The 22,024-nt window shown below is 67.7% G+C and carries 22 protein-coding genes; 11 read left to right on the top strand and 11 right to left on the bottom strand.

Annotation, left to right across the window (positions count from 1 at the left end; genetic code table 11):
- Positions 1-11: 11 nt before the first annotated feature.
- From tssA to ASD55_RS16100, 4 genes are all read right to left on the bottom strand, one after another.
- Positions 12-1,049, bottom strand: a complete 1,038-nt coding sequence (tssA, locus tag ASD55_RS16115; protein WP_056716410.1) for a type VI secretion system protein TssA — start codon at positions 1,047-1,049, stop codon at positions 12-14.
- A gap of 176 nt (positions 1,050-1,225) precedes the next feature.
- Positions 1,226-1,543, bottom strand: a complete 318-nt coding sequence (locus ASD55_RS16110; RefSeq protein WP_056716408.1) for a hypothetical protein — start codon at positions 1,541-1,543, stop codon at positions 1,226-1,228.
- An 88-nt stretch (positions 1,544-1,631) separates the two neighbouring features.
- A complete protein-coding gene (locus ASD55_RS16105; protein WP_056716405.1) occupies positions 1,632-1,916 on the bottom strand; it encodes a hypothetical protein in 285 nt (94 codons plus the stop codon).
- 248 nt (positions 1,917-2,164) lie between these two features.
- Complete coding sequence (locus ASD55_RS16100) at positions 2,165-2,719, bottom strand: NAD(P)H-dependent oxidoreductase (RefSeq protein ID WP_056716402.1); 555 nt, start codon at positions 2,717-2,719, stop codon at positions 2,165-2,167.
- Positions 2,720-2,862: 143 nt separating this feature from the next.
- On the opposite strand from ASD55_RS16100, the gene dapD reads away from it, so the two are divergent.
- From dapD to ASD55_RS16055, 9 genes are all read left to right on the top strand, one after another.
- A complete protein-coding gene (dapD, locus tag ASD55_RS16095) occupies positions 2,863-3,690 on the top strand; it encodes a 2,3,4,5-tetrahydropyridine-2,6-dicarboxylate N-succinyltransferase (protein WP_056716441.1) in 828 nt (275 codons plus the stop codon).
- Positions 3,687-4,043 carry an arsenate reductase gene (locus tag ASD55_RS16090; RefSeq protein WP_056767733.1) on the top strand — a complete coding sequence of 119 codons (357 nt, stop codon included), beginning with the start codon at positions 3,687-3,689 and terminating at the stop codon, positions 4,041-4,043. The genes dapD and ASD55_RS16090 overlap by 4 nt, the downstream gene beginning before the upstream one ends.
- A 1-nt stretch (position 4,044) precedes the next feature.
- On the top strand, positions 4,045-4,542 hold the full coding sequence (locus ASD55_RS16085; RefSeq protein ID WP_056716397.1) for a DUF2165 domain-containing protein: 498 nt from the start codon (positions 4,045-4,047) through the stop codon (positions 4,540-4,542).
- Positions 4,543-4,547: 5 nt separating this feature from the next.
- Entirely contained in the window at positions 4,548-5,612 is a 1,065-nt protein-coding gene (locus ASD55_RS16080) for a VIT1/CCC1 transporter family protein (protein ID WP_056767731.1), read from the top strand.
- 64 nt (positions 5,613-5,676) lie between these two features.
- Positions 5,677-6,810: a succinyl-diaminopimelate desuccinylase gene (gene dapE / locus ASD55_RS16075; RefSeq protein WP_056767728.1), complete on the top strand. Its 1,134-nt coding sequence runs from the start codon at positions 5,677-5,679 to the stop codon at positions 6,808-6,810.
- Between the two features lie 174 nt (positions 6,811-6,984).
- Positions 6,985-8,922 (top strand): TonB-dependent receptor, encoded by a 1,938-nt coding sequence (locus ASD55_RS16070; protein WP_082542829.1) that lies wholly within the window; start codon positions 6,985-6,987, stop codon positions 8,920-8,922.
- A 4-nt stretch (positions 8,923-8,926) separates the two neighbouring features.
- Positions 8,927-9,580 (top strand): YfiR family protein, encoded by a 654-nt coding sequence (locus ASD55_RS16065; RefSeq protein WP_056767723.1) that lies wholly within the window; start codon positions 8,927-8,929, stop codon positions 9,578-9,580.
- Positions 9,577-11,022 carry an ATP-binding protein gene (locus ASD55_RS16060; RefSeq protein WP_056767720.1) on the top strand — a complete coding sequence of 482 codons (1,446 nt, stop codon included), beginning with the start codon at positions 9,577-9,579 and terminating at the stop codon, positions 11,020-11,022. The genes ASD55_RS16065 and ASD55_RS16060 overlap by 4 nt, the downstream gene beginning before the upstream one ends.
- Positions 11,022-11,402: a response regulator gene (locus ASD55_RS16055; protein WP_056767719.1), complete on the top strand. Its 381-nt coding sequence runs from the start codon at positions 11,022-11,024 to the stop codon at positions 11,400-11,402. The genes ASD55_RS16060 and ASD55_RS16055 overlap by 1 nt, the downstream gene beginning before the upstream one ends.
- Positions 11,403-11,443: 41 nt before the next feature.
- Here ASD55_RS16055 and ASD55_RS16050 read toward each other — a convergent pair whose 3' ends face one another.
- Both ASD55_RS16050 and ASD55_RS16045 read right to left on the bottom strand, forming a co-directional pair.
- Positions 11,444-13,855 (bottom strand): penicillin acylase family protein, encoded by a 2,412-nt coding sequence (locus tag ASD55_RS16050; protein WP_056767716.1) that lies wholly within the window; start codon positions 13,853-13,855, stop codon positions 11,444-11,446.
- Positions 13,852-14,607, bottom strand: coding sequence for a phosphodiester glycosidase family protein (locus tag ASD55_RS16045; protein WP_235577849.1), 756 nt, complete (start codon positions 14,605-14,607; stop codon positions 13,852-13,854). Before ASD55_RS16045 ends, ASD55_RS16050 begins: the two co-directional genes overlap by 4 nt.
- Positions 14,608-14,764: 157 nt before the next feature.
- Between ASD55_RS16045 and ASD55_RS16040 the strand changes: the two genes are divergently transcribed.
- Positions 14,765-15,253 carry an 8-oxo-dGTP diphosphatase gene (locus ASD55_RS16040; RefSeq protein WP_056767711.1) on the top strand — a complete coding sequence of 163 codons (489 nt, stop codon included), beginning with the start codon at positions 14,765-14,767 and terminating at the stop codon, positions 15,251-15,253.
- Entirely contained in the window at positions 15,250-15,645 is a 396-nt protein-coding gene (locus tag ASD55_RS16035) for an NUDIX domain-containing protein (protein ID WP_056767708.1), read from the top strand. The genes ASD55_RS16040 and ASD55_RS16035 overlap by 4 nt, the downstream gene beginning before the upstream one ends.
- 79 nt (positions 15,646-15,724) lie before the next feature.
- On the opposite strand, the gene ASD55_RS16030 is transcribed toward ASD55_RS16035, so the two are convergent.
- The 5 genes from ASD55_RS16030 to ASD55_RS16010 all read right to left on the bottom strand — a co-directional run bounded on the left by ASD55_RS16030 (position 15,725) and on the right by ASD55_RS16010 (position 21,857).
- Positions 15,725-17,143: a pitrilysin family protein gene (locus ASD55_RS16030; RefSeq protein WP_235577848.1), complete on the bottom strand. Its 1,419-nt coding sequence runs from the start codon at positions 17,141-17,143 to the stop codon at positions 15,725-15,727.
- Between the two features lie 8 nt (positions 17,144-17,151).
- Positions 17,152-18,534, bottom strand: coding sequence for a pitrilysin family protein (locus tag ASD55_RS16025; protein ID WP_056767705.1), 1,383 nt, complete (start codon positions 18,532-18,534; stop codon positions 17,152-17,154).
- A gap of 100 nt (positions 18,535-18,634) precedes the next feature.
- Positions 18,635-19,411: a biotin/lipoate A/B protein ligase family protein gene (locus ASD55_RS16020; RefSeq protein WP_056716361.1), complete on the bottom strand. Its 777-nt coding sequence runs from the start codon at positions 19,409-19,411 to the stop codon at positions 18,635-18,637.
- Entirely contained in the window at positions 19,408-19,698 is a 291-nt protein-coding gene (locus ASD55_RS16015; protein ID WP_056716359.1) for a hypothetical protein, read from the bottom strand. The genes ASD55_RS16020 and ASD55_RS16015 overlap by 4 nt, the downstream gene beginning before the upstream one ends.
- A 98-nt stretch (positions 19,699-19,796) precedes the next feature.
- Positions 19,797-21,857: a phytase gene (locus ASD55_RS16010; protein WP_056767702.1), complete on the bottom strand. Its 2,061-nt coding sequence runs from the start codon at positions 21,855-21,857 to the stop codon at positions 19,797-19,799.
- Between the last annotated feature and the right edge of the window lie 167 nt (positions 21,858-22,024).

Raw genomic sequence — 22,024 nt, 5'->3', positions numbered from 1 at the left:
TCGTCTTCGGGCTATTCGTCTTCGGGCGTGCCGGAAACCACGCGCAGCTCGGAAATGCCGCCCGGGGCGAGATCCTTCAGCAGGTCCATGAAGTCCATGCCGACCAGTCGTTGGGCGCGCCGCAGCAGCAGCGGCACCGGGCTCGACGGTTCGTTGCGCGAGTAGTAGTCGCACAGCTCGTCCAGCCGCCGCATGACATCCTGCGGCCCGGAAATGGCGCCGTTGGATGCGCGGGTGCCGCCGGTTCCGCCTTCGCCGCCACCTTCGCCCGCCTCACCCTCACCACCCGCGCCTTCCTGCGGAAGCCGGCGTGCCAGCTGGGGGTCCAGGAACTTCTTCAGTTCGTAGATATCGCTGAGCAGATTCTTGAGGTCCGGGCCGGCGGTGCCGATACGGTCGTTGAAAATGCCGTCGATGGCCTTGGCGCTTTCCAGCGACTGGCCGATGGCGGCGGTGACCGCCACCAGGTCGTCTTCGGAGCAGTCCATGCAGCAGGCTTCGATCTCGGTCAATGACGGACCGGGCTCGCCTTCCGTCGTGACTTTCAACGTTCCGTTGGCGATGCGCAGGTCGCGCAGGTCGAAGCGGCCCATCCGCGGCGATTGCACGAACGGCGTGGTGCGGAAATAGCGCAGCACGCCCTGCAGGTCACCGAGTGGCACGACCGAATTGACCCGCATGGTCGGATCGTTGTCGTCCTCGGCGTCCAGTTGCGGATAGACGGTGTCCCAGAAGTGTTCAAGCAGCCCGCGGATCAGGCTGAGCCCGGCACTCCATCCACGCATGCCCGAGGTGCGCATCCAGGCGGTGGTGAGGTGGATGGCTGGACGCAAGTCCTTGGAACGGTGCAGCAGGGCCTCGGCCAGTTCGGCGACCTTTTCCCAGTCCGGCTCTTCCGCGGCCTTGACGTTGTCGCCGATCGCGCGCTCCGCTTTTGGCGCGGCGGCGCGCTCCAGTGCGAGAAATTCGGGATCGTATTCGAGATCGTCACCCGACGGGGATTCGTCTCCGATCGGTGCCAACAAAGACTCAAGATCATATTGCGTCATGGGTTTGCACCGCCTTCCAGGTGGGATCACGCCATTATCACGAATTATCCACACAAAACCAGTCACCAGCGGTTTTTCAAGGCCATGCATCGACGATTCATGGGGCGGCCGCGGAGTGGTTGCCGAAGGCGAGCGGATCGGGCCACACGGCAGCATCGGCCAAGCCGGCTTTCCGGTTACCCCGGCCTGTTGCGCCCCCTCCGTTTCCAGCGCACCCAGCGCCGTTCCATCCACAGCAGGGCGCGCCGCGTCGGGCGCCGCAGGAAGGGCAGGTCCTGGGCCAGAAGCAGGAGCCCCAGCGGCAGCATCCACAGGCCCAGCAGGGGCAGGATGCTGAAAATGCCACCAGCGATCAGCAGCAGGCCGGCCGGAATCCGGATCCACCGCGACGAAGGTTCGCGCAGCCAGCGCATGCTTCGACTCAACGACGCGGGCAACTCGCGTTCGAACCGGTCCAGCTGGCGGTTCAGTCGTTCTTCGTCTCGGTTGATCATGCCATGAGGGGTTCCGTCGACAAGCCGGAGGTCTTGCCGGAAAGCGTTCTCCAGGCCGCGGGGTGATCGGCCTGGCGCATGTCGACGGCTACTCTTCCTCTTCCCCCGAAGCCGGTGCAACGTAATTGCGGTCTTCCGCATCGCGCGCATGGCGGATGGCATTGCGCAGGCGCAGATCCAGCCTGTCGAAATCCAGCACGACCTTGCCGGAATGAACATCCTTGACGGCCGATATCGGTATCACGAAGTCTCCGGCGTTTTCGATGTAGACCAGCAGCTCGGGCAAGCCGCGCCTGATCTCCCGCACGGCACCGATGCCGTCGGCACCATCGGTGACGAAAACCATGGAGCCTTGACTGATCTGCTCGTGCATGGGCTTCCTCCAGGGGGAGATGACGAAACGGTACCCCTCGCGCGTTCCGGTTGCACGCGCGGGTACGGGTGCATCATGGACCCGCAGGACGTCTCGTGATGGTGAAGGGAGTTGCCCCGATCGCCTGTTCGATCCGCTGATCGGAGCACCCGAAAGTCCGTGTCACGGCGCCTGGCGCAGGAAGCCGCGACAGTTTCCGACAGCGCCGTGCCGACGCGCGCGACCAGCACACGCGTCGCGCTTCTTGCTTACCGAACGAATCGCCTGACCCAGGCGACATAGTTGTCGACAAAGCCCTGCAGGAATTTCCGGGTTCCATCATTGCCGATGCTGCCATCCTCGCCGACAAGATCTTCCTTGAAATGGATGAACACCTCCGGCTGGGCCAGCACGGGCATGTCCAGGTAGGCGAGCACGTTGCGCAGATGCTGCTGCGCCAGGGCGGTGCCGGTGGAACCGATCGAAGCGCCGATGACGGCCGCGGGCTTGCCGGCGAACGAGTTGGTGCCCCAGGGCCGCGAAGCGATATCGATCGCATTCTTCAGCACGCCCGGAATCGAGCGGTTGTATTCGGGCGTGGCGAAGAGCAGGGCATCGACGGACTCGATGTCCTTCTTCAGTCGGGTGGCGGCAGCAGGGTAGGCCGCATCGAAATCCTGCGAGTACAGCGGCAGGTCGTTGATCTGGATGTGCCGGAAGGCGAGATCGTCGGGAGCCAGCTTCTCCACGGCTCGGGCCAGTCGGCGATTGAACGAATCCATGCGCAGGCTTCCCACCATCACGCCAATCTTGATCTGGTTCATTTCCGACTCCGTTGAGTGCTGTGAAACAATGGATGTGCTGTCGTCAAATACGGATGAAGCCGGGCAGGCAAATGCCGATCCGGCCTGTATTCTTGGTGGCCGCACCGGCCGACCGTCATCATCATCTTCTGCGAATGAACCCCATGCAAGCCATCGAAACCCTGATCGACGAAGCCTTTGAACGTCGCAACACGCTGAACCCGGCCGAGATCGAGACCCGTCTGCGTCCGGCGATCGGCCAGGTCCTCGACCTGCTGGAATCCGGCGAGCGCCGGGTGGCCGAGCCGGACGGCCACGGCGGCTGGACGGTGAACCAGTGGATCAAGAAGGCGGTGCTGCTGTACTTCCGCATCAACGACAACCGCGTGGTCGACGGTGGTCCGGCCCAAGCCTTCGACAAGGTTCCGCTGCGCTTCGCCCACGGCGATGACACCGAGCTGGAGCAGCTCGGTGCGCGCGTGGTACCCGGGGCGCTGGTGCGCCGGGGCGCGCACATCGCCAAGGACGCCGTACTGATGCCCAGCTACGTCAACATCGGCGCCCATGTCGGTGCCGGCAGCATGATCGATACCTGGGCCACGGTAGGCTCCTGCGCGCAGATCGGCGCCGGCGTGCACCTGTCCGGCGGCGTCGGCATCGGCGGCGTGCTGGAGCCGCTGCAGGCCAACCCCACCATCATCGAGGACGGCTGCTTCATCGGTGCGCGCTCCGAAGTGGTCGAAGGCGTGGTGGTGGAAAAGGGCAGCGTGATCGGCATGGGCGTGTTCCTGGGTCAGTCCACCCGCATCTACAACCGCGCCACCGGCGAGGTGAGCTACGGTCGCGTGCCAGCCGGCAGCGTGGTGGTGGCCGGCAGCCTGCCCGCAAAGGACGGCAGCCACAGCCTGTACGCCGCGATCATCGTCAAGCAGGTGGACGAGAAGACCCGTGGCAAGACCAGCATCAACGAACTGCTGCGGAGTGGCGAATGAACCCCGTGCTATATGGACTTCCGAATTGCGACACCTGCCGCAAGGCGCGCAACTGGCTGGCCCGTTTCGAGGTGGCGCACGAATTCGTCGACTACCGCGCCAATCCGGTGCCGGCGGCGACGCTGAAGGACTGGGCCGCGCAGCTCGGCGGCTGGGAGAAGCTGGTCAACAAGTCCTCGACCACCTGGCGCAACCTGCTGCCGCAGCGCAAGAACCCCGGCAGCGATCCGGAGTGGACCCTGCTGCTGAAGGAATATCCCGCGCTGATCCGCCGCCCGGTGGTGGTACAGCCCGACGGCACGGTGAGCGTGGGCTTCAGCGACAACGGCTTCAAAAAACTGTTCGGCCGCTGACATGCCGACGCGGCTTTCGAAGATCGGGCTGATGGCGACGATCGCGCTGTGGCTGGCGCTGGTCGCGTTCGGCAACCTCACCGACTACGGCAGCAACCTGGTCTTCGTGCAGCACGTGCTGGCGATGGACTCGATCTTCCCCGACGCCACCATCCACTACCGCGCGATCCATGCGCCGCTGCTGCAGCATGCGGCCTACGTGCTGATCATCGCCACCGAAACGCTGGCCGCCGTGCTGTGCGGGCTGGGGACGTGGCGCCTGTGGCGCGCACGCCGTTCACCGGCCGCGCTGTTCCATCGGGCCAAGCGCCTCGCCGTGGCCGGACTCGGCGTCGGCGTGCTGCTGTGGCTGGGCGGTTTCATGGCGATCGGCGGCGAATGGTTCGGCATGTGGATGTCCAGCCAGTGGAACGGACTGGCCAGCGCTTTTCGTTTCGTCGTGGTGCTGCTGCTGGCGCTGGTCTACCTGGGCCAGCGCGACGACGAACTCGACGACTGACCACGATGAGTACGCACCGCATCCGCCGCTTCCGCAGCAACCTTCGCATCGAGCGCGACAACGCCGTACTGTACGCGCGGCTAGCCGAGCTGGCCGATGATGCGCGACTGAGCCAGGCCTATCGACGCATCGCGGCGGGCGAGCGGGCCAATGCGCAGTTCTGGGAGGAGCGCCTGCGCGAACTGGGCGAGGCCGTGCCGTCGCCGCGGATCGGCTTGCGCGTGCGCACGTTGAGCTGGTTCGCGCAACGCTTCGGCACCGAGTTCGTGATGCCGACCGTGGTGCGGCTGGAACACGCCGACCATGCCGTCACGCCGGTCGATCGCAGCGGCCATCGCGACCATTTCCCGTTGCCGCAGCCGGCCGGTCCGCACGGATTGCGCCATCGCGCCCAGAGCGGCAACACCTTGCGCGCCGCCGTGCTCGGCGCCAACGACGGGCTGGTTTCCAACGTCAGCCTGGTGATGGGCATGGCCGGTGCTGCCTCGGGTGATCGCGCCGTGCTGCTGGCCGGTCTGGCCGGACTGGTCGCCGGGGCATGCTCGATGGCGCTGGGCGAATGGCTGTCGGTCAACAGTTCGCGCGAGTTCTACCAGGCGCAGATCACCGAGCGCGCCGAGCGCCTGGCAGTGGCGCCGGAAGACGGCCTGGCACACATCGCCGGCATCTATCGCGACAAGGGACTGGAACCGGCGGCGGCCGAACACCTGGCCGGGCACGTGGCCGAAACGCCGCGCGCGGCGCTGGACATGCTGGTGCGCGAAGACCTGGGCGTCGACCCGGCTGAACTGGGCGGCTCGGCCTGGGGCGCGGCGATCTCCTCGTTCTGCCTGTTCGCCTGTGGCGCGCTGTTTCCGGTGGCGCCGTACTTCTTCCTCGGCGGCGATGTCGCCATGCTGGCCAGCGCGTGCTCCACCGCCGCCGGGCTGGCCCTGATCGGCATCGGCACCTCGCTGTTCACCGGGCGCAGCATGCTGTTCTCGATCGCCCGCCAGTTCGGCATCACCGCCGCGGCCGCCGCGATCACCTACGGGGTGGGCCATCTGCTGGGCGTGGTGCTGACCGGTTGAGCCCCCGGGCAGGGCGCGCTTGGTATGCTGCGGCTCTTGCCCTGCGTGACTATCGCGAGTGCCCATGTCCGACGTCTTCGAGCTTGCCTGTGAGCTGATCCGCCGCCGTTCGGTAACGCCGGAAGATGCCGGTTGCCTGCCGCTGATCGGCGGACGGCTGGCGCGTGCGGGTTTTCGCGTCGAGCACCTGCGCTACGGCGAAGTCGACAACCTGTGGGCCACCCATGGCGACGCCGGCCCGACGCTGGCGTTCCTCGGCCACACCGACGTGGTGCCCAGCGGCCCGGAAGCCTCCTGGCAAAGTCCGCCGTTCGAGCCGGCCGTCCGGAACGGACGTCTATACGGCCGAGGCGCGGCCGACATGAAGGGCTCGGTTGCCGCGATGGTGGTGGCGCTGGAGCAGTTCGTGGCGGCGCATCCCGCGCATCGTGGCCGCGTCGGCCTGCTGCTGACCAGCGACGAGGAAGGCCCGACCAATCTCGACGGCGTGCGGCGAGTGGTCGAACATTTTCGCGAACGCGGTGAACGCATCGACTGGTGCGTGGTGGGCGAACCGTCCTCGAAGGAACGGCTGGGCGACCTGATTCGCGTGGGCCGCCGCGGATCGCTGTCCGGCACGCTGGTGGTGCGGGGCGTGCAGGGCCACGTGGCGTATCCCGAGAAGGCGCTGAACCCGATCCATGCATTTGCCCCCGCGCTGACCGAACTGGCTGCCGAACGCTGGGACGAAGGCAATGACGACTTCCCGCCCACCTCGTTCCAGTTCTCCAATCTCAACGCCGGCACCGGCGCCACCAACGTGATCCCCGGCGAACTCACCGCGCTGATCAACTTCCGCTACTGCACCGCCAGCCGCGCCGAGGATCTGCGTGTCCGCACCGAGGCGATCCTGCAACGACACGGCCTGGACTTCGCGCTGGACTGGAACCTCTCCGGCGAACCCTTCCTCACGCCAGCCGGCGGTGTCCTGCGCGAAACCGTGGTGGCGGTCTGCCGCGAACTGTGCGGCATCGATCCCGAGCAGAGCACCGGGGGTGGTACCTCTGACGGGCGCTTCGTCGCCCCGATGGGTGCCGAAGTGGTCGAGCTCGGCCCGGTCAACGCCACCATCCACAAGGTGGACGAATGCGTGGACGTGGCGGATCTGGACGCGCTTCCGGCGCTGTATCGGGCGGTGTGCGAACGCCTGCTGGGATAGGCGCGGGGCGAGCGCCTGGCACAAGGCGAAGGGAGGTGCCACCGCGAAGTGTGAAGAAGCCCTAGACATGTCGCCATGAGCATCGGCGGCATAATATCGCCCGATGCCGGCATCCGGGGCGTGCCAGGGGGCTTTCATGTGCTGTTCGGGTAGCGCTTGCGTAAGGATCGCGACATGAGGAGCATGGCGATGCGCGCGTGTCGGCCCGGCGTGGTCGCGCTGGGTCTGTTGGCGCTGTCGGTCGACGTGGCCAGCGCAGTGTCACTGCCGCAGGATCTCAGCCATCTTTCGCTGGAGGACCTGGGCAAGGTGGTGGTCTCCTCGGTGGCGAAGACCCCCGAACCGCTGGGCGACGCCGCGGCAGCGGTGTACGTGATCGGCCACGACGACATCCTGCGATCGGGCGCCACCAGCCTGCCGGACATCCTGCGACTGGCGCCCAACCTGGCGGTCTTCCAGACCAGTCCGAGCAACTACGTGATCACCGCGCGGGGGTTCAGCGGCAACAACACCGCGCAGAATTTCCCCAACAAGCTGCTGGTGCTGATCGATGGTCGCAGCGTGTATTCGCCGATCTTCTCCGGCATGTACTGGGATGACCAGTACGTGCTGCCCGAGAACATCGAACGCATCGAAGTCATCAGCGGTCCCGGTGGTGCGTTGTGGGGCGCCAATGCCGTCAACGGCGTGATCAACATCATCACCCGCAAGGCTGCCGACACCCGGGGCGGGGTGCTGCACGTGGGCGTGGGCAACCTGCAGCGCGGCGCGTCCGTGCAATACGGCGGCGTGCTGGGACAACACGCGCATTACCGGGTCTACGCGCGGGACGTTCGCCGGGATTCGTTCGACAACAGCGCCGGGCACGACGCGCGCAACGGCTGGAGCAATCCACAGGTCGGTTTCCGGCTGGACTGGGATGGCGGTGCGGCCGATGCCGTCATGCTGCAGGGCGACCTGCACGATGGCCGCGTCGAGCAGGCCGGCGCGCCCGACTCGCGCAGCACCGAAGGCGACGTGCTGGCGCGCTGGCAGCATGTGATCAGCGACACCTCGGGCTTCCAGGTGCAGGCCTATTACGATCATGTGCATCGTCGCAACGACGCCAGTGGAGAAGGTTTCGCGCTCGACACCTGGGACATCGAGCTGCAGCACAACTTCGCCCTGGGCGAGCACAACCAGGTCGTCTGGGGCGCGGGCAACCGGAACTATCGCTACGACATCAAGCCGCGGATCAGTCCGGCCAGTTCACTGCTGTGGGACCCGGCGGTGAACACGCAGAACCTGGCGAACGCGTTCGTGCAGGACCAGATCGGGCTGGGCCCGCGCGTGCAGCTGACGCTGGGCCTCAAGGCCGAGGACGATCCCTACTCGGGCGTGTCGCTGATGCCCAGCGGAAAACTGTCATGGAAGCCGGGCGGGAACGTGCTGCTGTGGGCGGCCGCTTCGCGTGCGGTGCGCACGCCCACGCCGTTCGACCAGGATGTCATCGAGAAACTCGGTTCGACCACGTTCCTGGTCGGCAATCCGGACTTCAGACGCGAGCAGCTGACCGCCTATGAAGCCGGCTGGCGGGCACAGGTGGCCACCCGGGCGACCGTGTCGGTTTCGGTGTACTACAACGTCTACGACGACCTGCGGACCATCGAGTATTCCCCCACGCTGCTTCCATTGCTGTGGGGCAATGGCATGGAAGGCCATACCTGGGGGCTGGAAGCGTGGGGCAGCTACGCGATCGGCGACTCCTGGCGTCTGGGCGCAGGCTTCGCCACGCAGCGGCAACGGCTGCGCTTCAAGCCGGGTGCGAGCGGCCTGCTGGGCCTGTCGCAGGCCGGCGATGACCCCGAGCGTCACGGTTTCATCCGGTCGGTGATGAACCTCTCGGATCGCTGGACTCTGGTGGCCGAACTGCGCGGGGTCAGTGCCTTGCCGGACCCGAAGGTGCCCGGCTACGTGGAGCTCGACGCGCGACTGGCCTGGCGGGTGAATGAGAAACTGGATCTCGCCTTGTCCGGCTCCAGCCTGCTGCACTCGTGGCATCAGGAATACGTGTTCCCGGACAGCGACCGCATCGGACGCAGCGTGCTGTTCGATGCCCACCTGAAATTCTGAGCACATGCCGATCTCGCCCCGTCGCGCTGCGTCCGGACACGCCCTGCGTGCCGTGGCCGCGTTGCGCACGGGATGGCACGCGGTGCGTGCCCGCGGCCCGGCCTGTCTGGTCGCCCTGCTGTTGTACGCGACGGGTGTAGCGGCGGCGAACGCGGTGCAATTGCCACGACAGGCGTCGCCAGTGCCACCGGCGATCTCGCTGGAGTACGCGGTCAAGGCGACGTATCTCTACAAGCTGGCGCCCTTCGTCAACTGGCCGCCCGAAGAGTTCGCCAGCCCGGATGTGCCTTTCAGGATTTGCGTGGTCGGCGGCGATCCGTTCCGCGGCTTTCTGGCCGACGCGGTGGCCGGGCGTCGCTTCGGCACGCATGCCTTTGAAGTGCTCCGGCTGGATGCACTGACAGCTGACGCGGGTTGCCAGATCGCCTTCATCAGTCAGCTGCCGGCGCAGACCACGCGGCAGGCGCTGGCTGCGGTGGACGGCAAGCCGGTGCTGACCGTGGTCGACTCCGCCGCGCCGGATGAGCAGGGCATCGTGCAGTTCGTGATACGCCAGGGCCGGGTCGGCTTCGAGATCAATATCGCCGCCGCCGCACGCAACCATCTCACGATCAGTTCGAAGCTGTTGAGCCTGGCCCTGAAGGTCAATTCGCGATGAAGGCACGCGCGGACCACCGGCCCTACACGTTCCGGCCCGTGATGCTGCTGGTCGCGGCCGGCATGCTGCTGATCGCCGGCGCGCTTGCCGCTGCCTACCAATACCATTCGGCGCGGGTCGAGCGGCGACACCAGCTGATCACCCAGGCCAATATCCTGGCCGCCAGCGTGACCGCGGCGATCGCGTTCGATGATCGCGCGGCCGCGCAGGAATACGTGAACGCCCTGATGCTGGACCCCCGGCTGGATGCGGCGGCGGTGTACAACGAGGCGCATCGCCAGGTGGCCGGCTTCCAGCGGGCGGGCAGCGAGCCGATCGTCGACAGCCCGGCCGCTGACGGCCGCGCGCCGCACCAGCGGCAACTGGTGGAAGTGCCGGCGCGCCAGGGCGCCACCACCGTCGGCCGGGTGTATCTGCGCGCCGCAGACACGCCGCTGATGGTGCAACTGGCGCGCTACAGCGGCGTGGCGCTCCTGACCATCATGGCGGTGCTGATGCTTTCCGCGCTGGCGGTGGCGCAGGGCGTGCTGACCCGCGCCCACGATGCCCTGCACCGGCGCGCCACCGAACTGGCCGACGCCAACGAGCGACTCAACATCGAGATGGCGCAGCGCGCGCGGACCGAAGAGGCGCTGCGGCAGAGCCAGAAGATGGAAGCCATCGGCCAGCTTTCCGGCGGCATCGCGCACGACTTCAACAATCTGCTGATGATCATCAAGAGCAGTCTCACCCTGCTGCAACAGAAGCTGCTGCAGGGCGACCCGTCGGCTGATGGCACGCCCGCCTCGCCGCCGCGCGAGCGCGAGTCAGACGATGGCCGCGAAGCGCGGGAACAGCGGATCAGGCACTACCTCGACGTGGCGCAGGACGGCATCGATCGGGCGGCCAGCCTGACCCAGCGCCTGCTCAGCTTCGCGCGGCAACAGCCGCTGTCGCCCCGGTCGCTGCGGCTGGATGTGCTGGTTCGCGACATCCACCCGCTGCTGGAGCATTCGGTGGGCAGCGGCGTGGAAATCGATTACCGGCTCGACTCGCATCGCCCCGTGCTGTGCGATGCCAACCAGATGGAAAACACGATACTGAACCTGGTCGTCAACGCGCGCGATGCGATGCCTGACGGCGGGCGCATCGTCATCGGCGTGGACGACCTGCGCATCGATGCCGATCACCCCATGGAAGGCCTGCCGGACGGCGACTACGTGCATCTGCGGGTGGTCGACAACGGCATGGGCATGAGCGAGGAAGTTCGCCGCAAGGCCTTCGAGCCATTCTTCACCACCAAGCCGGTCGGCAAGGGCACCGGCCTGGGCCTCAGCACCATCTTCGGTTTCACCGTGCAGTCCCGCGGACTGGCCAGCATCGACAGCGAGCCCGGTCGCGGCACCACCATCCACATCGTCTTGCCGCACGTCGCCGACGAAGCGACCTCCGAGGTAGCGTAATGTCTTCCCCCGATCCCTCCGCACCATGCATCCTGCTTGTCGAAGACGAGGCCTTCCTGCGCGAACTGGTCATGGAAAACCTGCAGGACGCGGGTTACGGCGTCGTCGAAGCCAGCGACGGCAGCAGCGGGGTCGAGGCGCTGAAATCCGACCAGCGCATCGACGTGTTGCTGAGCGACATCAAGCTGCCCGACATCGACGGCTATACGGTCGCACGGATCGGCAAGACGCTGCGTCCGGAACTGAAGGTGATCCTGATGACCGGTTACGCGCCATCGCCGCTGCCGCCAGCGCTGCAGGCGCTGGTCTATCGCGTGCTGCAGAAGCCCTTCTCGCTGAATACCTTGCCTGAGACGGTGGCAGCCGCGCTGGAGACGTGAGCCTTCGAAGCGCTCGCCAGCCCGCGATCTCCGGATGACGGTCAGCGCGTGGCGGGTTGCAGGGTCAGCGTGTGCACGGTTGAACCCGGCAGCAGTGGGGTCGGTCGTCCCGCGACCCAGTCTTCGTGACCCGCGCCGAAATACGGCGACAGCGGGTGGTCGCTCTGGCCACCGGGCATGTTGAGGATGGCGTCGGCTTCGTGGCCGGGCGCGACGTCCAGGTGCTCGGACGCGCCGAAGCCGGGCGCGGCGACGTGGGGCATGTTGTTGTCGCCGGGGATCGGCTGGTCGGGCATGTCGATGTAGTGGCCGAGCCAGCGCGGCAACGCGGCGGATAGCGGGTGGCGGATGTCGGCGCGGTTGCGCTCGCCCCAGCTGCGGGCGGCGAGGCCGCCCGGTTGCCCGCCGAGTTCGGTCGTCACCTGTTTCGCGGCGTCCACGAGCAGGGCATGCCAGTCGGGATATCGCGGGTCGAGCAGTTGCGGCGGCCGCGCGTGGATCAGCGTCCACACGGCGGCTTCGGCGCTGTTTTCGCCGGGCCAGCTGAAGTCTGCGTAACGCTGTTTCACGCGGGCGGCGAACGGCGCCAGCACGGCCTCGCTGACCTGGTTGCGGAACGCGCGCACCAGCCGGTAGTCGACGCTGTCCACCGCGGCGCGGCCGCGCCAGGTGGCGGTGAGCTGGCGCAGTTGCTGCAGCGCCGGGTCGGTGCTGCCGGCCAGGGTGTCCTGCAGCAGGCGCTGCCAGCGTGCGAGGAACACCGCGCGGTTGTCCAGCTGGATGTCGAGCAGGTTGCCCGGGGTGAAACTGGGGCGGGCGCGCAAGTCGTCGCGGATCTGCTGGGCGCGGGCGCCGAGGTCGTGGCCGCCGTTGCCGAGCAGGGCCAGCGCGTCGCCGTCGACGGTGCGGTTGTTGGCCGTCCACAGTCGGCCATCGGCGGGATTCTCGATGCGCGGGTAACGCTCGGGTGCGGCCCAGCCCTGCCAGCCACTGCCGGGTTTCGACCAGTCCGACGGCAGCAGCGGGTCGATCCCCGCGCGCAGCGGGATGCTGTTGCCGGCGAGGGTCCAGCCGATGTTGCCGTGGCTGTCGGCGACCAGCAGGTTCTGCGGCGGCATGCCGAGATGCGGCGCGAGGTCCAGCGCCGCAGCCACGTCGGGCGTGTGCTCCAGCTGCATCAGGTCGAGGTTGTAGCCGTGCGGCCGGCCGGCGATCCACGCCAGCGCCAGCGGCGTGCCGTCGGCGTCCTGGCCCATGATCGGGCCCCAGCGGGTGTCCTCGACCTTGAGGATGGTGTCGGGCCGACCCTTGACCCGGATGTGCTCGTCGTGGGTTTCGATGTTCGCCCAACCGTCCGGCACCTTGTAGCGCGTCGGGTCGGCCGGATCGCGCAGCACGCGCACCCAGTCCTGCCAGTCGCCGTAGCTGTTGGTGAAGCCCCAGGCGATCTGGCCGTTGGAACCGACGATGACCGCCGGCGTGCCGGGCAGGCTGACGCCGTTGACGTCGCGCTGGCCGTTCGGCGCGCCGGAATCGGGATAGCGCAGGCGGGTGCGGAACCAGATGTTCGGCACGCGCAGGCCCAGGTGCATGTCGTTGGCCAGCATCGCCGCGCCGTTGCCGGTGAGCGTGCCGGCCACGGCGAAGTTGTTGCTGCCGGGGCGCGGTGCATCCAGCGCCGGTGCCAGCGTAGCGGCCAGCGCCGTCGACGCTGCAGTCGGTGCGAGCTGGCGCAGGTCGAACACGCTGGCGGCGGGCAGCACCGGCGTGCGTGACAGCCGACCGCTCAGCGGGGCTTCCCAGTCGGGGTCGGGCGCGAGCAGGAAATCCACCAGCGAACCGGGCAGCACCGCGCGCATCTGCGCCATGCGCAGCTCGCGTTCGTTGCGGCCGTCGCTGTTGAGGTCCAGGTACATCGCCGCGATCACCAGCGCGCTGTCTTCCGAGCGCCACGGTTGCGGCTGGATGCCCAGCAGCAGGTATTCCCATGGCTTCACCCGCAGGTCGGCCAGGCCGGCATTGACGCCGTCGCGGTAGCGGTCAAGTTCGTGCTTCGCGGCGGGAGCCATCTGCGCATAGGCGGCTTCGACCACGGCGCGCAGCCGATGGCGACGGTGGTTGAGGTCGACCTTCAGTGCGGCCGGCCCGACCAGCGCGGACAGTTCGCCGGCGCTCACGCGGCGCATCAGGTCCATCGCGAAGAAGCGCTCCTGTGCATGCACGTAGCCCAGTGCATAGCTGATGTCGGTGCGATTCTTCCCCTCGATGGTGACCGTGCCCAGCGCATCGCGACGGATGCTGACCGGAGCGGACAGGCCGGTGGTCTGGCGCGTGCCGTCGAGCCGGGCGCGGCTGCCGGCGAACAGGTACCAGCCGACGAGGAAGGCGGCCAGCAGCAGCGCCAGCAGGCTCGGCAGCGCGATGCGCAGGATGCGGCGACGACGCGTCGTCATGGCTTGGCGAACACCGCGAAGATGCCCGCGTACGGCTTGACCATGAAGGCCGGCGCGCCGGCGTAGCCTTCGCCGTCCACGTACAGCTGCGAGATGCTGCCATCGAGGTACAGCGCGTCGCGGCAGCCCAGCTTGTCGCGGAACAGCCGTCCAAACGTATGGAAGTTCACCGGCGCCTCGCTCACGGCAAAGACCACTTCGGTCGGGGTTTTCACGCAGACGCCGCTGCGCCATTTCAGGCTGGAGGAATCGTCGACGAACTGCTCGTTGAGCTTGCCGTCGATCAGCAGCATCGGGCCGGACTGGGTGGCCCACTTCGCGCTCTTGCCGTCAGCCTTGAACGCGGCGCTGGTGCGCACCGCGGCGTGGCCGTCCGGATACACCGCGAACACGCCGTTCGGCAGCAGCGAGAAATTGCCCGAGGCCGGATTGCCGTGGGCCAGGTTCAGCGGCACCACGGTCTTGCCGTTTTCCACGTACAGGCCGAGCGGTGCGAACTTGTGGTCGTAGATGCCGGCGTTGGCGGCAAACAGCAGGTGCCGGCCGTGCTGCTCGCCCCACTGGCGCAGCGTCTCGATGCTGCTGAAGGGCTGGCCGCTCTGCGGGTCGCGCCAGTGCAGGGACAGGGTCTCGCGCCTGAGATCGACGTGCACGATCCGGTAGTTCTGTCCTTCGAAGGCGATCTCGCCGCTGGCCAGTGCCTGCGCCGTGGGCGCGCAACCGGGTGCGCCGAACAGCAGCAACAGGGGCAACAGCGCGCGCTGCCATCGGGAATGGCGGGGGCGGGGGTGGAGCGGGGGAGAAGAAGCCATGCGTCGATGGTCGCCGCCCTGCGTTGCGCGTGCAAGTCCGCCGCCTGCGCCGGAGCCCGGCTGCCGTTAAACTTGCGCTTTTCCCCGGTGCCCGCCCATGCCCTATACGCCGATAGTGGCAACCCTCGGTTACGTGTTGTCGCCCGATCGCAGCGAAGTGCTGATGATCCATCGCAATGCTCGCCCGGACGACCAGCACCTGGGCAAGTACAACGGCCTGGGCGGCAAGATGGAACCGGGCGAGGACATCGCCGCCTGCATGCAGCGCGAGATCCTGGAGGAGGCCGGCATCACCTGCGAGTCGATGCAGTTGCGCGGCACGCTGAACTGGCCCGGCTTCGGCAAGCAGGGCGAGGACTGGCTCGGCTTCATCTTCGTGATCGACCGCTACGCGGGCACGCCGTTCATGGTCAATCCCGAAGGCACCCTGGAATGGGTCGCGCTGGAACGCCTGCTGACCCTGCCGATGTGGGAAGGCGACCGCCACTTCCTGCCGCTGGTGTTCGACGCCGACCCGCGCCCGTTCCACGGCGTGATGCCATACAAGGACGGCCGCATGCAGTCGTGGTCGTACACCCGGCTGTGAGCGCGGAACCGGTCATCCGCATCGTCGCTGCGGTGCTCCGCGATGCGGCGGGGCGCAGCCTGCTGGTACGCAAGCACGGCGCCACGGTGTTCCAGCAGCCCGGCGGCAAGCGCGATCCGGACGATCTCGACGAACTGGCCACGCTGGCCCGCGAGCTGCGCGAGGAACTGGGTTGCGAACTGCTGCGTGACTCGGCCCGCCTGCTGTGCCATTGCCGCGCGCCGGCGGCCAACGAGCCCGGCCACGTGGTCGAGGCGGCCGTCTACGCGGTGGCAGTGCGCGGCACGATCACGGCCCAGGCCGAGATCGCCGAACTTCGCTGGATCGATCCGGCCCGGCCCGACGTGCCGGTGGCCCAGCTCAGCCGCGAGCACATCCTGCCGCTGTTGTGAGCCTGCTTCTTGTATGGGTAAGGCCGGGTGCGCAGCCTTGCTCCCTCCCCTGCGTGCAGGGGAGAGTTGGGGTCGCTCTTCAGGGCTTGAACGCCGCAAACGTCCCGTACGGCTTCAGCTGCGCATCGATCGCCTTGGGGTCGCCAACGATCACGATGCTCTGATCCTTCGCGGCGAAATACTTGCGGCCCATCGCCTGCACCTGCGCGGCGGTGACCTTGTTCGCCTCGGCCACGTAGCTGCCCAGGAAACTCGGCGGCAGGCCGTCCACCCAGTAGTTCGCCAGCGTGCCGGTCAGCGAGCCCTGGATCTGGTTGCGCAGCAGGTAGATGCCGCCGACCAGGCGCTTGGCGCCGTTGAGTTCTTCCGCACTGGCCGGCTGGCTGGCCATGCTGTCGAACAGCCTGGACAGTTCGGCCAGGGTGGCGCCGGTGACCTCGTTGCGCACGTCGACGGTGGCCACTGTGCTGCCGCCCACGCGGCTGGCGCTGAAGCGCGACCACGGACTGTACGAGTAGCCCTTGTCCTCGCGGATGTCCTGGGTGATGCGGCTGGTGAAGCCGCCGCCCAGGATGGTGTTGGCCACGGTCAGCGGGATGTAGTCCGGGTCGCTGGCGGGGACGGCTGGACGGCCATAACGGATGTTGCTCTGCACGGCGCCGTCGCGTGCCACCAGCAGCCGCTGGGGCGCTGCTTCACGCGGTGCCGGCGCAGTGTCGGGCAGGGCCTTGCCGTCGGCCTTCCAGCTGCCGAACTGTTGTTCGGCCAGCTTGAACGCCGCGTCCGCGTCGATGCGCCCGACGATCACCAGTAGGGCACGATCGGGCCGGAAGCGGGCGTCGTGCAGCGCGCGCAGCGAGTCGCTGGAGGTGGCCTGCACGGTGGCTTCGACCAGCGAATCGCGCGCGTACGGATGATCGCCGTAGACCGCGTGGCTGAAGGCACGGCCTGCCTGCCAGTCCGGGTCGGCTTCCTGCACCTTCAGGCCCTGCAGCGCATTGGCTTTCGCCAGGGCGACTTCGTTGGCCGGGAAGCTCGGGTGCAGCGCGGTGTCCGCCACCAGCGCCAGCAACTGCGAAGCGTGCGAGGCCAGCGCGCTGGCGCGGATGCCGATCGCATCGTCGTCGGCGCCGGCGCCGTAGTCGCCGCCGATCGCCTGCAGTGCCTCGGCGATGTCGCGCGAGCTGCGGCTGGCGGTGCCTTCGTCGAGCAGGCGCGCCATCATCTGCGACATCGCCGGCGTGGCGGCGGCGTCGGCCGCGGTGCCGCCGAGCACGGACAGCGCCACGTTGACCTTGGGCAGGCCCTCGCGCGGCACCACCCACACGGTGAGCCCGTTCGGCAGGGTGCGCTGGGCGATCTGCGGCACCGGCAGCGGCTTGTCCGGGCCGTAGGCGGGCAGGTCCTTCGGCAACGCGGTGGTGGAGGCCTGCGCCATGCCGGCCAGTGCCAGGCCAAGCGCGATGGCGAGCGTCCTGAATGTCATCTTCGTCTTCATGGCGGTCCTCACTTGGCGGTCTTGGTGGCGGGAGCGGCAGCAGCGGCCGGGCGGCGCACGATCACGCTGCGGTTGGCGTCGGTGAGATAGGCGCGGGCCACGCGCCTGATGTCATCCGAACTCACCGCCTCGATCCAGCCCGGCATCCGGTTGGCCACGTTGGCGTCGCCCCACAAGGTCTGCAGCTTGGCCAGCGTGTCGGCGCGGCCGAGGAAGGACTCCAGCCCGCCGTACCAGTCCGACAGCATCTTGGTCTTCAGCCGCGCCAGGGTCGCGTCGTCGACGCCGTCGCTGGCGACCTTGCCGATCTCCTCGTCGATCGCGGCCAGCACCTGGTCCGGCGTGGCGTTGGGCTTGTACAGCGCGAACATTCCCAACAGGGTCGGCCCGGCGTAGTCGCTGCCGTCGCCGAGCGGGAAGTTCACGCCGCCGTTGATGTTGAGCAGCAGCTCGCGGCCCTTGACCAGGCCCTGGTAGAAGCGCGAGGCGTCGTCGCCCACCAGCAGCTGCGACAGCACCATCATCGGCACCTGGTCCCTGCTGCCGCGGGCCGGCATCTTCCAGCCGATCGCCAGCGCCGGCACCTTGGCCAGCGCGTCGGTCTGCTCTTCGTGGCGCGGCTTGGTGTTCAGCGGCTCGGTGACGTCGGGACGCTGCGGCAACGCGCGGGCGGGCAGCTGGCCGAAGTATTTCTGCGCCAGCGCGAAGGCCTGCGCCGGGGTGACGTCGCCGGCGATGCCGAGCACCGCATTGGCCGGCTGGTAGAAGGTGTCGTGGAAGGTCTTCACGTCGGCGATGCTGGCGTGGTCCAGGTCCTTGAACGAGCCGTAGCCGTCGTGGTTGTTGGCCCACTTGTCGAACGCGAGACGGTTGAGATCGGTCCAGTAGAACAGGCCATAGGGCTGGTTCTTCACGTTGACGCGGATCTCTTCCTTCACCACGTTCTGCTGGTTGGCCAGGTTCTTCGCGCTGAAGTCCAGCGACTTCATGCGGTCCGCCTCCATCCACAGGATCGGCGCCAGCGCGGACGAGGGTGCCGACGCGATGTAGTTGGTGTAGTCGGCGCGGGTGGAGCCGTTGAACACGCCGCCGCCACCCTGGATCACCCGCTCGAAGGTGCCCTTGGGTGCGTCCGGCGTGCCCTCGAACATCAGGTGCTCGAACAGGTGGGCGAAGCCGGTGCGATTCTGCGGCTCCAGCCGCATGCCGACGTGGTAGACCATGCTGATGCCGACGGTGGGCGAGCTGTGGTCTTCGGAGACCACCACGGTGAGGCCGTTGTCGAGTTTCTTCACCGCGACCGGGAGCTTCCAGGTGTCGGTGTCGGCGGCGTGGGCGGCGAAGGCCAGGCAGAGCCCGGCGACCAGGACGGATAGTCGTGAAGCACGCATCTACTTCTCCTTGTCAGCGCGAACGGAAGCCCGATCCTCTGCCTCGCGAACCACGGCTGACAAGTGACGAATGGCAGGTATGGCCCTGCCGTGCAGCTGCTCAGGCCACGTCGGCCGTCCATTCGCGGCTGCCGAACTTGGACTGCGCCAGGGTCTCGGCCTGGGTCAGTTCATCCATCCGCAGCATGCCGTCGCCGAGGCCGTGCAGTCGGCGGAAGGTGGCGATCATGTGCTCGATCACCGCCTCGCGGGGCAGGCCGGTCTGGCTGCGCAGCGGATCGACCCGCTTGGCCGCGCTGGTGGTGCCCTTGTCGGACAGTTTCTCGCGGCCGATGCGCAACACGTCCAGCATCTTCGTCGCGTCGATGTCGTAGGCCATGGTGACGTGGTGCAGCACCGCGCCGCCGCGATGCACCTGGGCGGCGCCGGCGATCTTGCCGCCTTCGGAGGTGATGTCGTTGAGCGGCTGGTACCAGGCCTTGATGCCCAGCTCGGCCAGCGCTTCGAGCACCCATTCGTCGAGGAAGGCGTAGGCCTCCTGGAACGACAGGTCCTTGACCAGCGACTTCGGCGCGTAGATCGAATAGGTGATGGTGTTGCCGGGCTCGATGAACATCGCGCCGCCGCCGGAAACCCGGCGCACCACCTCGATGCCGTGACGTTGTGCCGCCTCGGCGTCGACCTCGTTGCGCAGCGACTGGAAGCGGCCGATCACCACCGCGGGCGAAGCCCATTCCCAGATGCGCAGGGTGGGCGCGCGGCGGCCTGCACCGACCTCATGGGTCAGCACGTCGTCCAGCGCCATGTGCAGGGTGGGCGATTGCGGCGTGGTGTGGATCAGCTGCCAGTCGTGGTCGCGCCAGTCGGTGCGGATCATGCTGCAGATTCCTTGTGCAGGGCGCGGCGCACGGCGACCGCGATCGCCTCGGGCGAAATGCCGTACATCATCACGTCGCTGTCGAGCGGGCCGGCGATGGCGCGGGCCAGTTCCGCTTCCGTGGCCGCCGCGGGCTGGCCTTCCAGCGCGCGATTGATGAGGTCGAGCGCGCCGTCCGGCTCCAGGAAGAAGTCGCCGCTCAGCTGCACCTTGGCCAGGTGATCGCCATGCAACTCGAGGTCGATCACCACCAGCTTGCCGCCGGGCATCTTGTATTCGCCGTGCATGGGCGCGTTCCGCGTGTCGTCTGGACAGACGCGCAGTTTGCCTCGTTGGCGGCACCGATGCCAAAGACGGCGGCCTCAGGCCGCCGTCTTTGTGAGTTTCAGCGCATTTCCAGCTTCAGCGCCCGGGCGATCGACTCCCAGGGAACGTATTTGTAGTTCTGGTTCTGCGTGGGGAGCACGTTGCGACCGTCCTGGGCGATCATCGCGCCGTGCTCGAAGCCGGGGCCGAGGTTGCGGCTGGTGACCTCCAGCCCGTCGGTCTCGGAGATGCCGTCGATGCCGCGCGCACCATCGGCCACCACGGCGAACGAACCCAGGTAGGCATGATCGCCCTCGCGGCGGTACACCGCGTAGGTGTTGTTGCCCTGGCTGGAAACCACGATGTAGCCGCGGCCGCCGCCCAGGTCGTAGATGCCGACGCCTTCGAGGTCGTCCCTGATCGCCTTGTTGCCGGCGACGCGGTCGATCGCCGTCATCGCGTTGCCGCCATCCGGTTCGGCGTCCATCTTCCACAAGGCCACGTCTTCCTCGCCGACGTAGAGCGCGCCGCTGGCATCGTCGGCGACGCAGCCCTCGGCCTGGCTGGCCATGCGGAACTCGCGCACCTTCTTGATGCGCACGCGGCCCTTGCCGGCGTCGAGCAATTCCCACTGGCGCATCAGGCCGTCGCCGGTGTTGATGAACACGTAGGTCTTCGCGCTCTTCGGGCTGCGATACATGCACAGTCCGTAGGGGTCATCCAGGCCGGTAGCCTGCACGCCGTCGGCGACGTCCACCAGTTCGCGCCGGTCGGGATCGAGCCGGTAGATCGCCACCGACTTGTGCGTGCGGTCGCTGGCGGTGACCAGGGTCACCTGGTCCCCGCCCAGCGGAAAGCCGTCGCGCAGGTCGGTGTTGTTCATCTTGCCGTCGGGACGGAACTGCACCACCTTGCCCTGCATGTCGTAGACGAACATGCCGGCTTTCTTGTCGGTGGCCACGATCAGGCTTTTTGCCGGATCGGTGGGATGCGCCCAGATCGCCGGGTCGTCGGCCGCGTCGCCGAAGCTCGCCACCGGCACGGTTTCCACCAGGGCGGTGACGGTTGCCAATGGCGGCTTCGCCGCTGCGCGCGGGTCCTGCGGCGTGCCTGGCTGCAGCTTGAGCGCGCGGGCGACGTCGGCCATCGACACGCCCTTGTGGTTGGCGCCGCCGTCCTCGTCGCTGATCAGCAGCACGCCGTGGGGAAGCTTCGCGCCCAGCGCCACGCTGGTGGCGAACAGCGGGCCGGGACCGTCCAGCGGCTTGCCCTGTGCCGTGACGACGAAGCTGCCCAGGTAGGCATCGTGATCGGCGCGGTCGTAGAGATTGATGCGTCCTTCGGAGGTGTCCGCGGCGAGCAGCCACCGGCTGCCCTTGCCGCCGTCGTACAAGGCCACGCCCTCGACCTTCTTGCCGAGGTGGCCCAGTCGCGGCGCATCGACCAGGGTGGCGGACAGGTCGGCCTCGGGATTGCCGTCGAGGTGCCAGATGCCGACGGCCTGCTCGGCGACATACAGGTTGCCGTCGCCGTCGGCAGTGCACTGCTTCAGCTTGGAGGGAAGGCTGATCCGCCGCACCTGGCGTGCATCAAGCTTGCCGTCGGCGGTGGCGTAGATCATCTGCTGATCCACTTCGCCGCCGTCGCCCACCGCAACGGCGTAGAGCGCGTCGTCCAGCCGCTGGCGGAACAGGCACACGCCTTCGACCGCGAAGCCGAGCGGGATCGCGCGCGCGCCCGCTTCGACCGGCACGCCGCCGTCCATGGTGAACAGGCGCAGGCGGTTGCCGGTGGCGTCGACCGCGGCAAGCACCGTGCGCGGCTTGCCCGCGATCGGAAAGTCGTAGCTGACATCGACACCGGCCACTTCGCCGGCGGGCACGCTGGCCTGGCGCTGGCCATCGACGCCATAGACCTCCAGCCCGCCCAGCGCCGCGGTGGCGACCACGTGTGGCACCGCCGAAGGCGATGTGCCGGTGACGATCACGCTGGCGTCGGTCTTGCCGCTCCTGGTGGCCTGGGTCTGCAGGCTTGCCTGCACCACCGGTGCGGCGGCGTCGCGTGCGGCGGACTTGCCGGTTCCCGTTGCCGGTAGCAGGGCAAGCGATGTCGCGACGCTGTAAAGAAGCAGTGTTTTCATTCCCCTTTCTCCTCGGATGACCGCTGCGCCCGCGCGGTGTCTTGGCTGTCGTGCGGCCACCATACGGCATCAAAAACTTTTTTGCACTAAACATTCTAAACGTGTTGCATTTTAGAATCTTTGTTCGTATTCTCGAATTGCCAGCACTTCGCCGCGGGGGTCGCAGG

Origin of the sequence: Rhodanobacter sp. Root561, assembly GCF_001427365.1 — a bacterium.
Classification (GTDB): domain Bacteria; phylum Pseudomonadota; class Gammaproteobacteria; order Xanthomonadales; family Rhodanobacteraceae; genus Rhodanobacter.
The sequence above is the reverse complement of the archived record's forward strand: the minus strand, read 5'-3'. Positions and strand labels throughout refer to the sequence as shown.

Excerpts from the sequence above, each read along its gene's own strand:
- ASD55_RS16025 (WP_056767705.1), bottom strand. The coding sequence starts at position 18,534 with ATGCGTGCTTCACGACTATCCGTCCTGGTCGCCGGGCTCTGCCTGGCC.
- ASD55_RS16040 (WP_056767711.1), top strand. The coding sequence starts at position 14,765 with ATGCCCTATACGCCGATAGTGGCAACCCTCGGTTACGTGTTGTCGCCC.
- ASD55_RS16065 (WP_056767723.1), top strand. The coding sequence starts at position 8,927 with ATGCCGATCTCGCCCCGTCGCGCTGCGTCCGGACACGCCCTGCGTGCC.
- ASD55_RS16100 (WP_056716402.1), bottom strand. The coding sequence starts at position 2,719 with ATGAACCAGATCAAGATTGGCGTGATGGTGGGAAGCCTGCGCATGGAT.
- ASD55_RS16020 (WP_056716361.1), bottom strand. The coding sequence starts at position 19,411 with ATGATCCGCACCGACTGGCGCGACCACGACTGGCAGCTGATCCACACC.
- ASD55_RS16015 (WP_056716359.1), bottom strand. The coding sequence starts at position 19,698 with ATGCACGGCGAATACAAGATGCCCGGCGGCAAGCTGGTGGTGATCGAC.
- tssA (WP_056716410.1), bottom strand. The coding sequence starts at position 1,049 with ATGACGCAATATGATCTTGAGTCTTTGTTGGCACCGATCGGAGACGAA.
- ASD55_RS16030 (WP_235577848.1), bottom strand. The coding sequence starts at position 17,143 with ATGAAGACGAAGATGACATTCAGGACGCTCGCCATCGCGCTTGGCCTG.
- ASD55_RS16070 (WP_082542829.1), top strand. The coding sequence starts at position 6,985 with ATGAGGAGCATGGCGATGCGCGCGTGTCGGCCCGGCGTGGTCGCGCTG.
- ASD55_RS16090 (WP_056767733.1), top strand. The coding sequence starts at position 3,687 with ATGAACCCCGTGCTATATGGACTTCCGAATTGCGACACCTGCCGCAAG.
- ASD55_RS16105 (WP_056716405.1), bottom strand. The coding sequence starts at position 1,916 with ATGCACGAGCAGATCAGTCAAGGCTCCATGGTTTTCGTCACCGATGGT.
- ASD55_RS16010 (WP_056767702.1), bottom strand. The coding sequence starts at position 21,857 with ATGAAAACACTGCTTCTTTACAGCGTCGCGACATCGCTTGCCCTGCTA.
- dapD (WP_056716441.1), top strand. The coding sequence starts at position 2,863 with ATGCAAGCCATCGAAACCCTGATCGACGAAGCCTTTGAACGTCGCAAC.
- dapE (WP_056767728.1), top strand. The coding sequence starts at position 5,677 with ATGTCCGACGTCTTCGAGCTTGCCTGTGAGCTGATCCGCCGCCGTTCG.
- ASD55_RS16060 (WP_056767720.1), top strand. The coding sequence starts at position 9,577 with ATGAAGGCACGCGCGGACCACCGGCCCTACACGTTCCGGCCCGTGATG.
- ASD55_RS16085 (WP_056716397.1), top strand. The coding sequence starts at position 4,045 with ATGCCGACGCGGCTTTCGAAGATCGGGCTGATGGCGACGATCGCGCTG.
- ASD55_RS16050 (WP_056767716.1), bottom strand. The coding sequence starts at position 13,855 with ATGACGACGCGTCGTCGCCGCATCCTGCGCATCGCGCTGCCGAGCCTG.
- ASD55_RS16055 (WP_056767719.1), top strand. The coding sequence starts at position 11,022 with ATGTCTTCCCCCGATCCCTCCGCACCATGCATCCTGCTTGTCGAAGAC.
- ASD55_RS16110 (WP_056716408.1), bottom strand. The coding sequence starts at position 1,543 with ATGATCAACCGAGACGAAGAACGACTGAACCGCCAGCTGGACCGGTTC.
- ASD55_RS16080 (WP_056767731.1), top strand. The coding sequence starts at position 4,548 with ATGAGTACGCACCGCATCCGCCGCTTCCGCAGCAACCTTCGCATCGAG.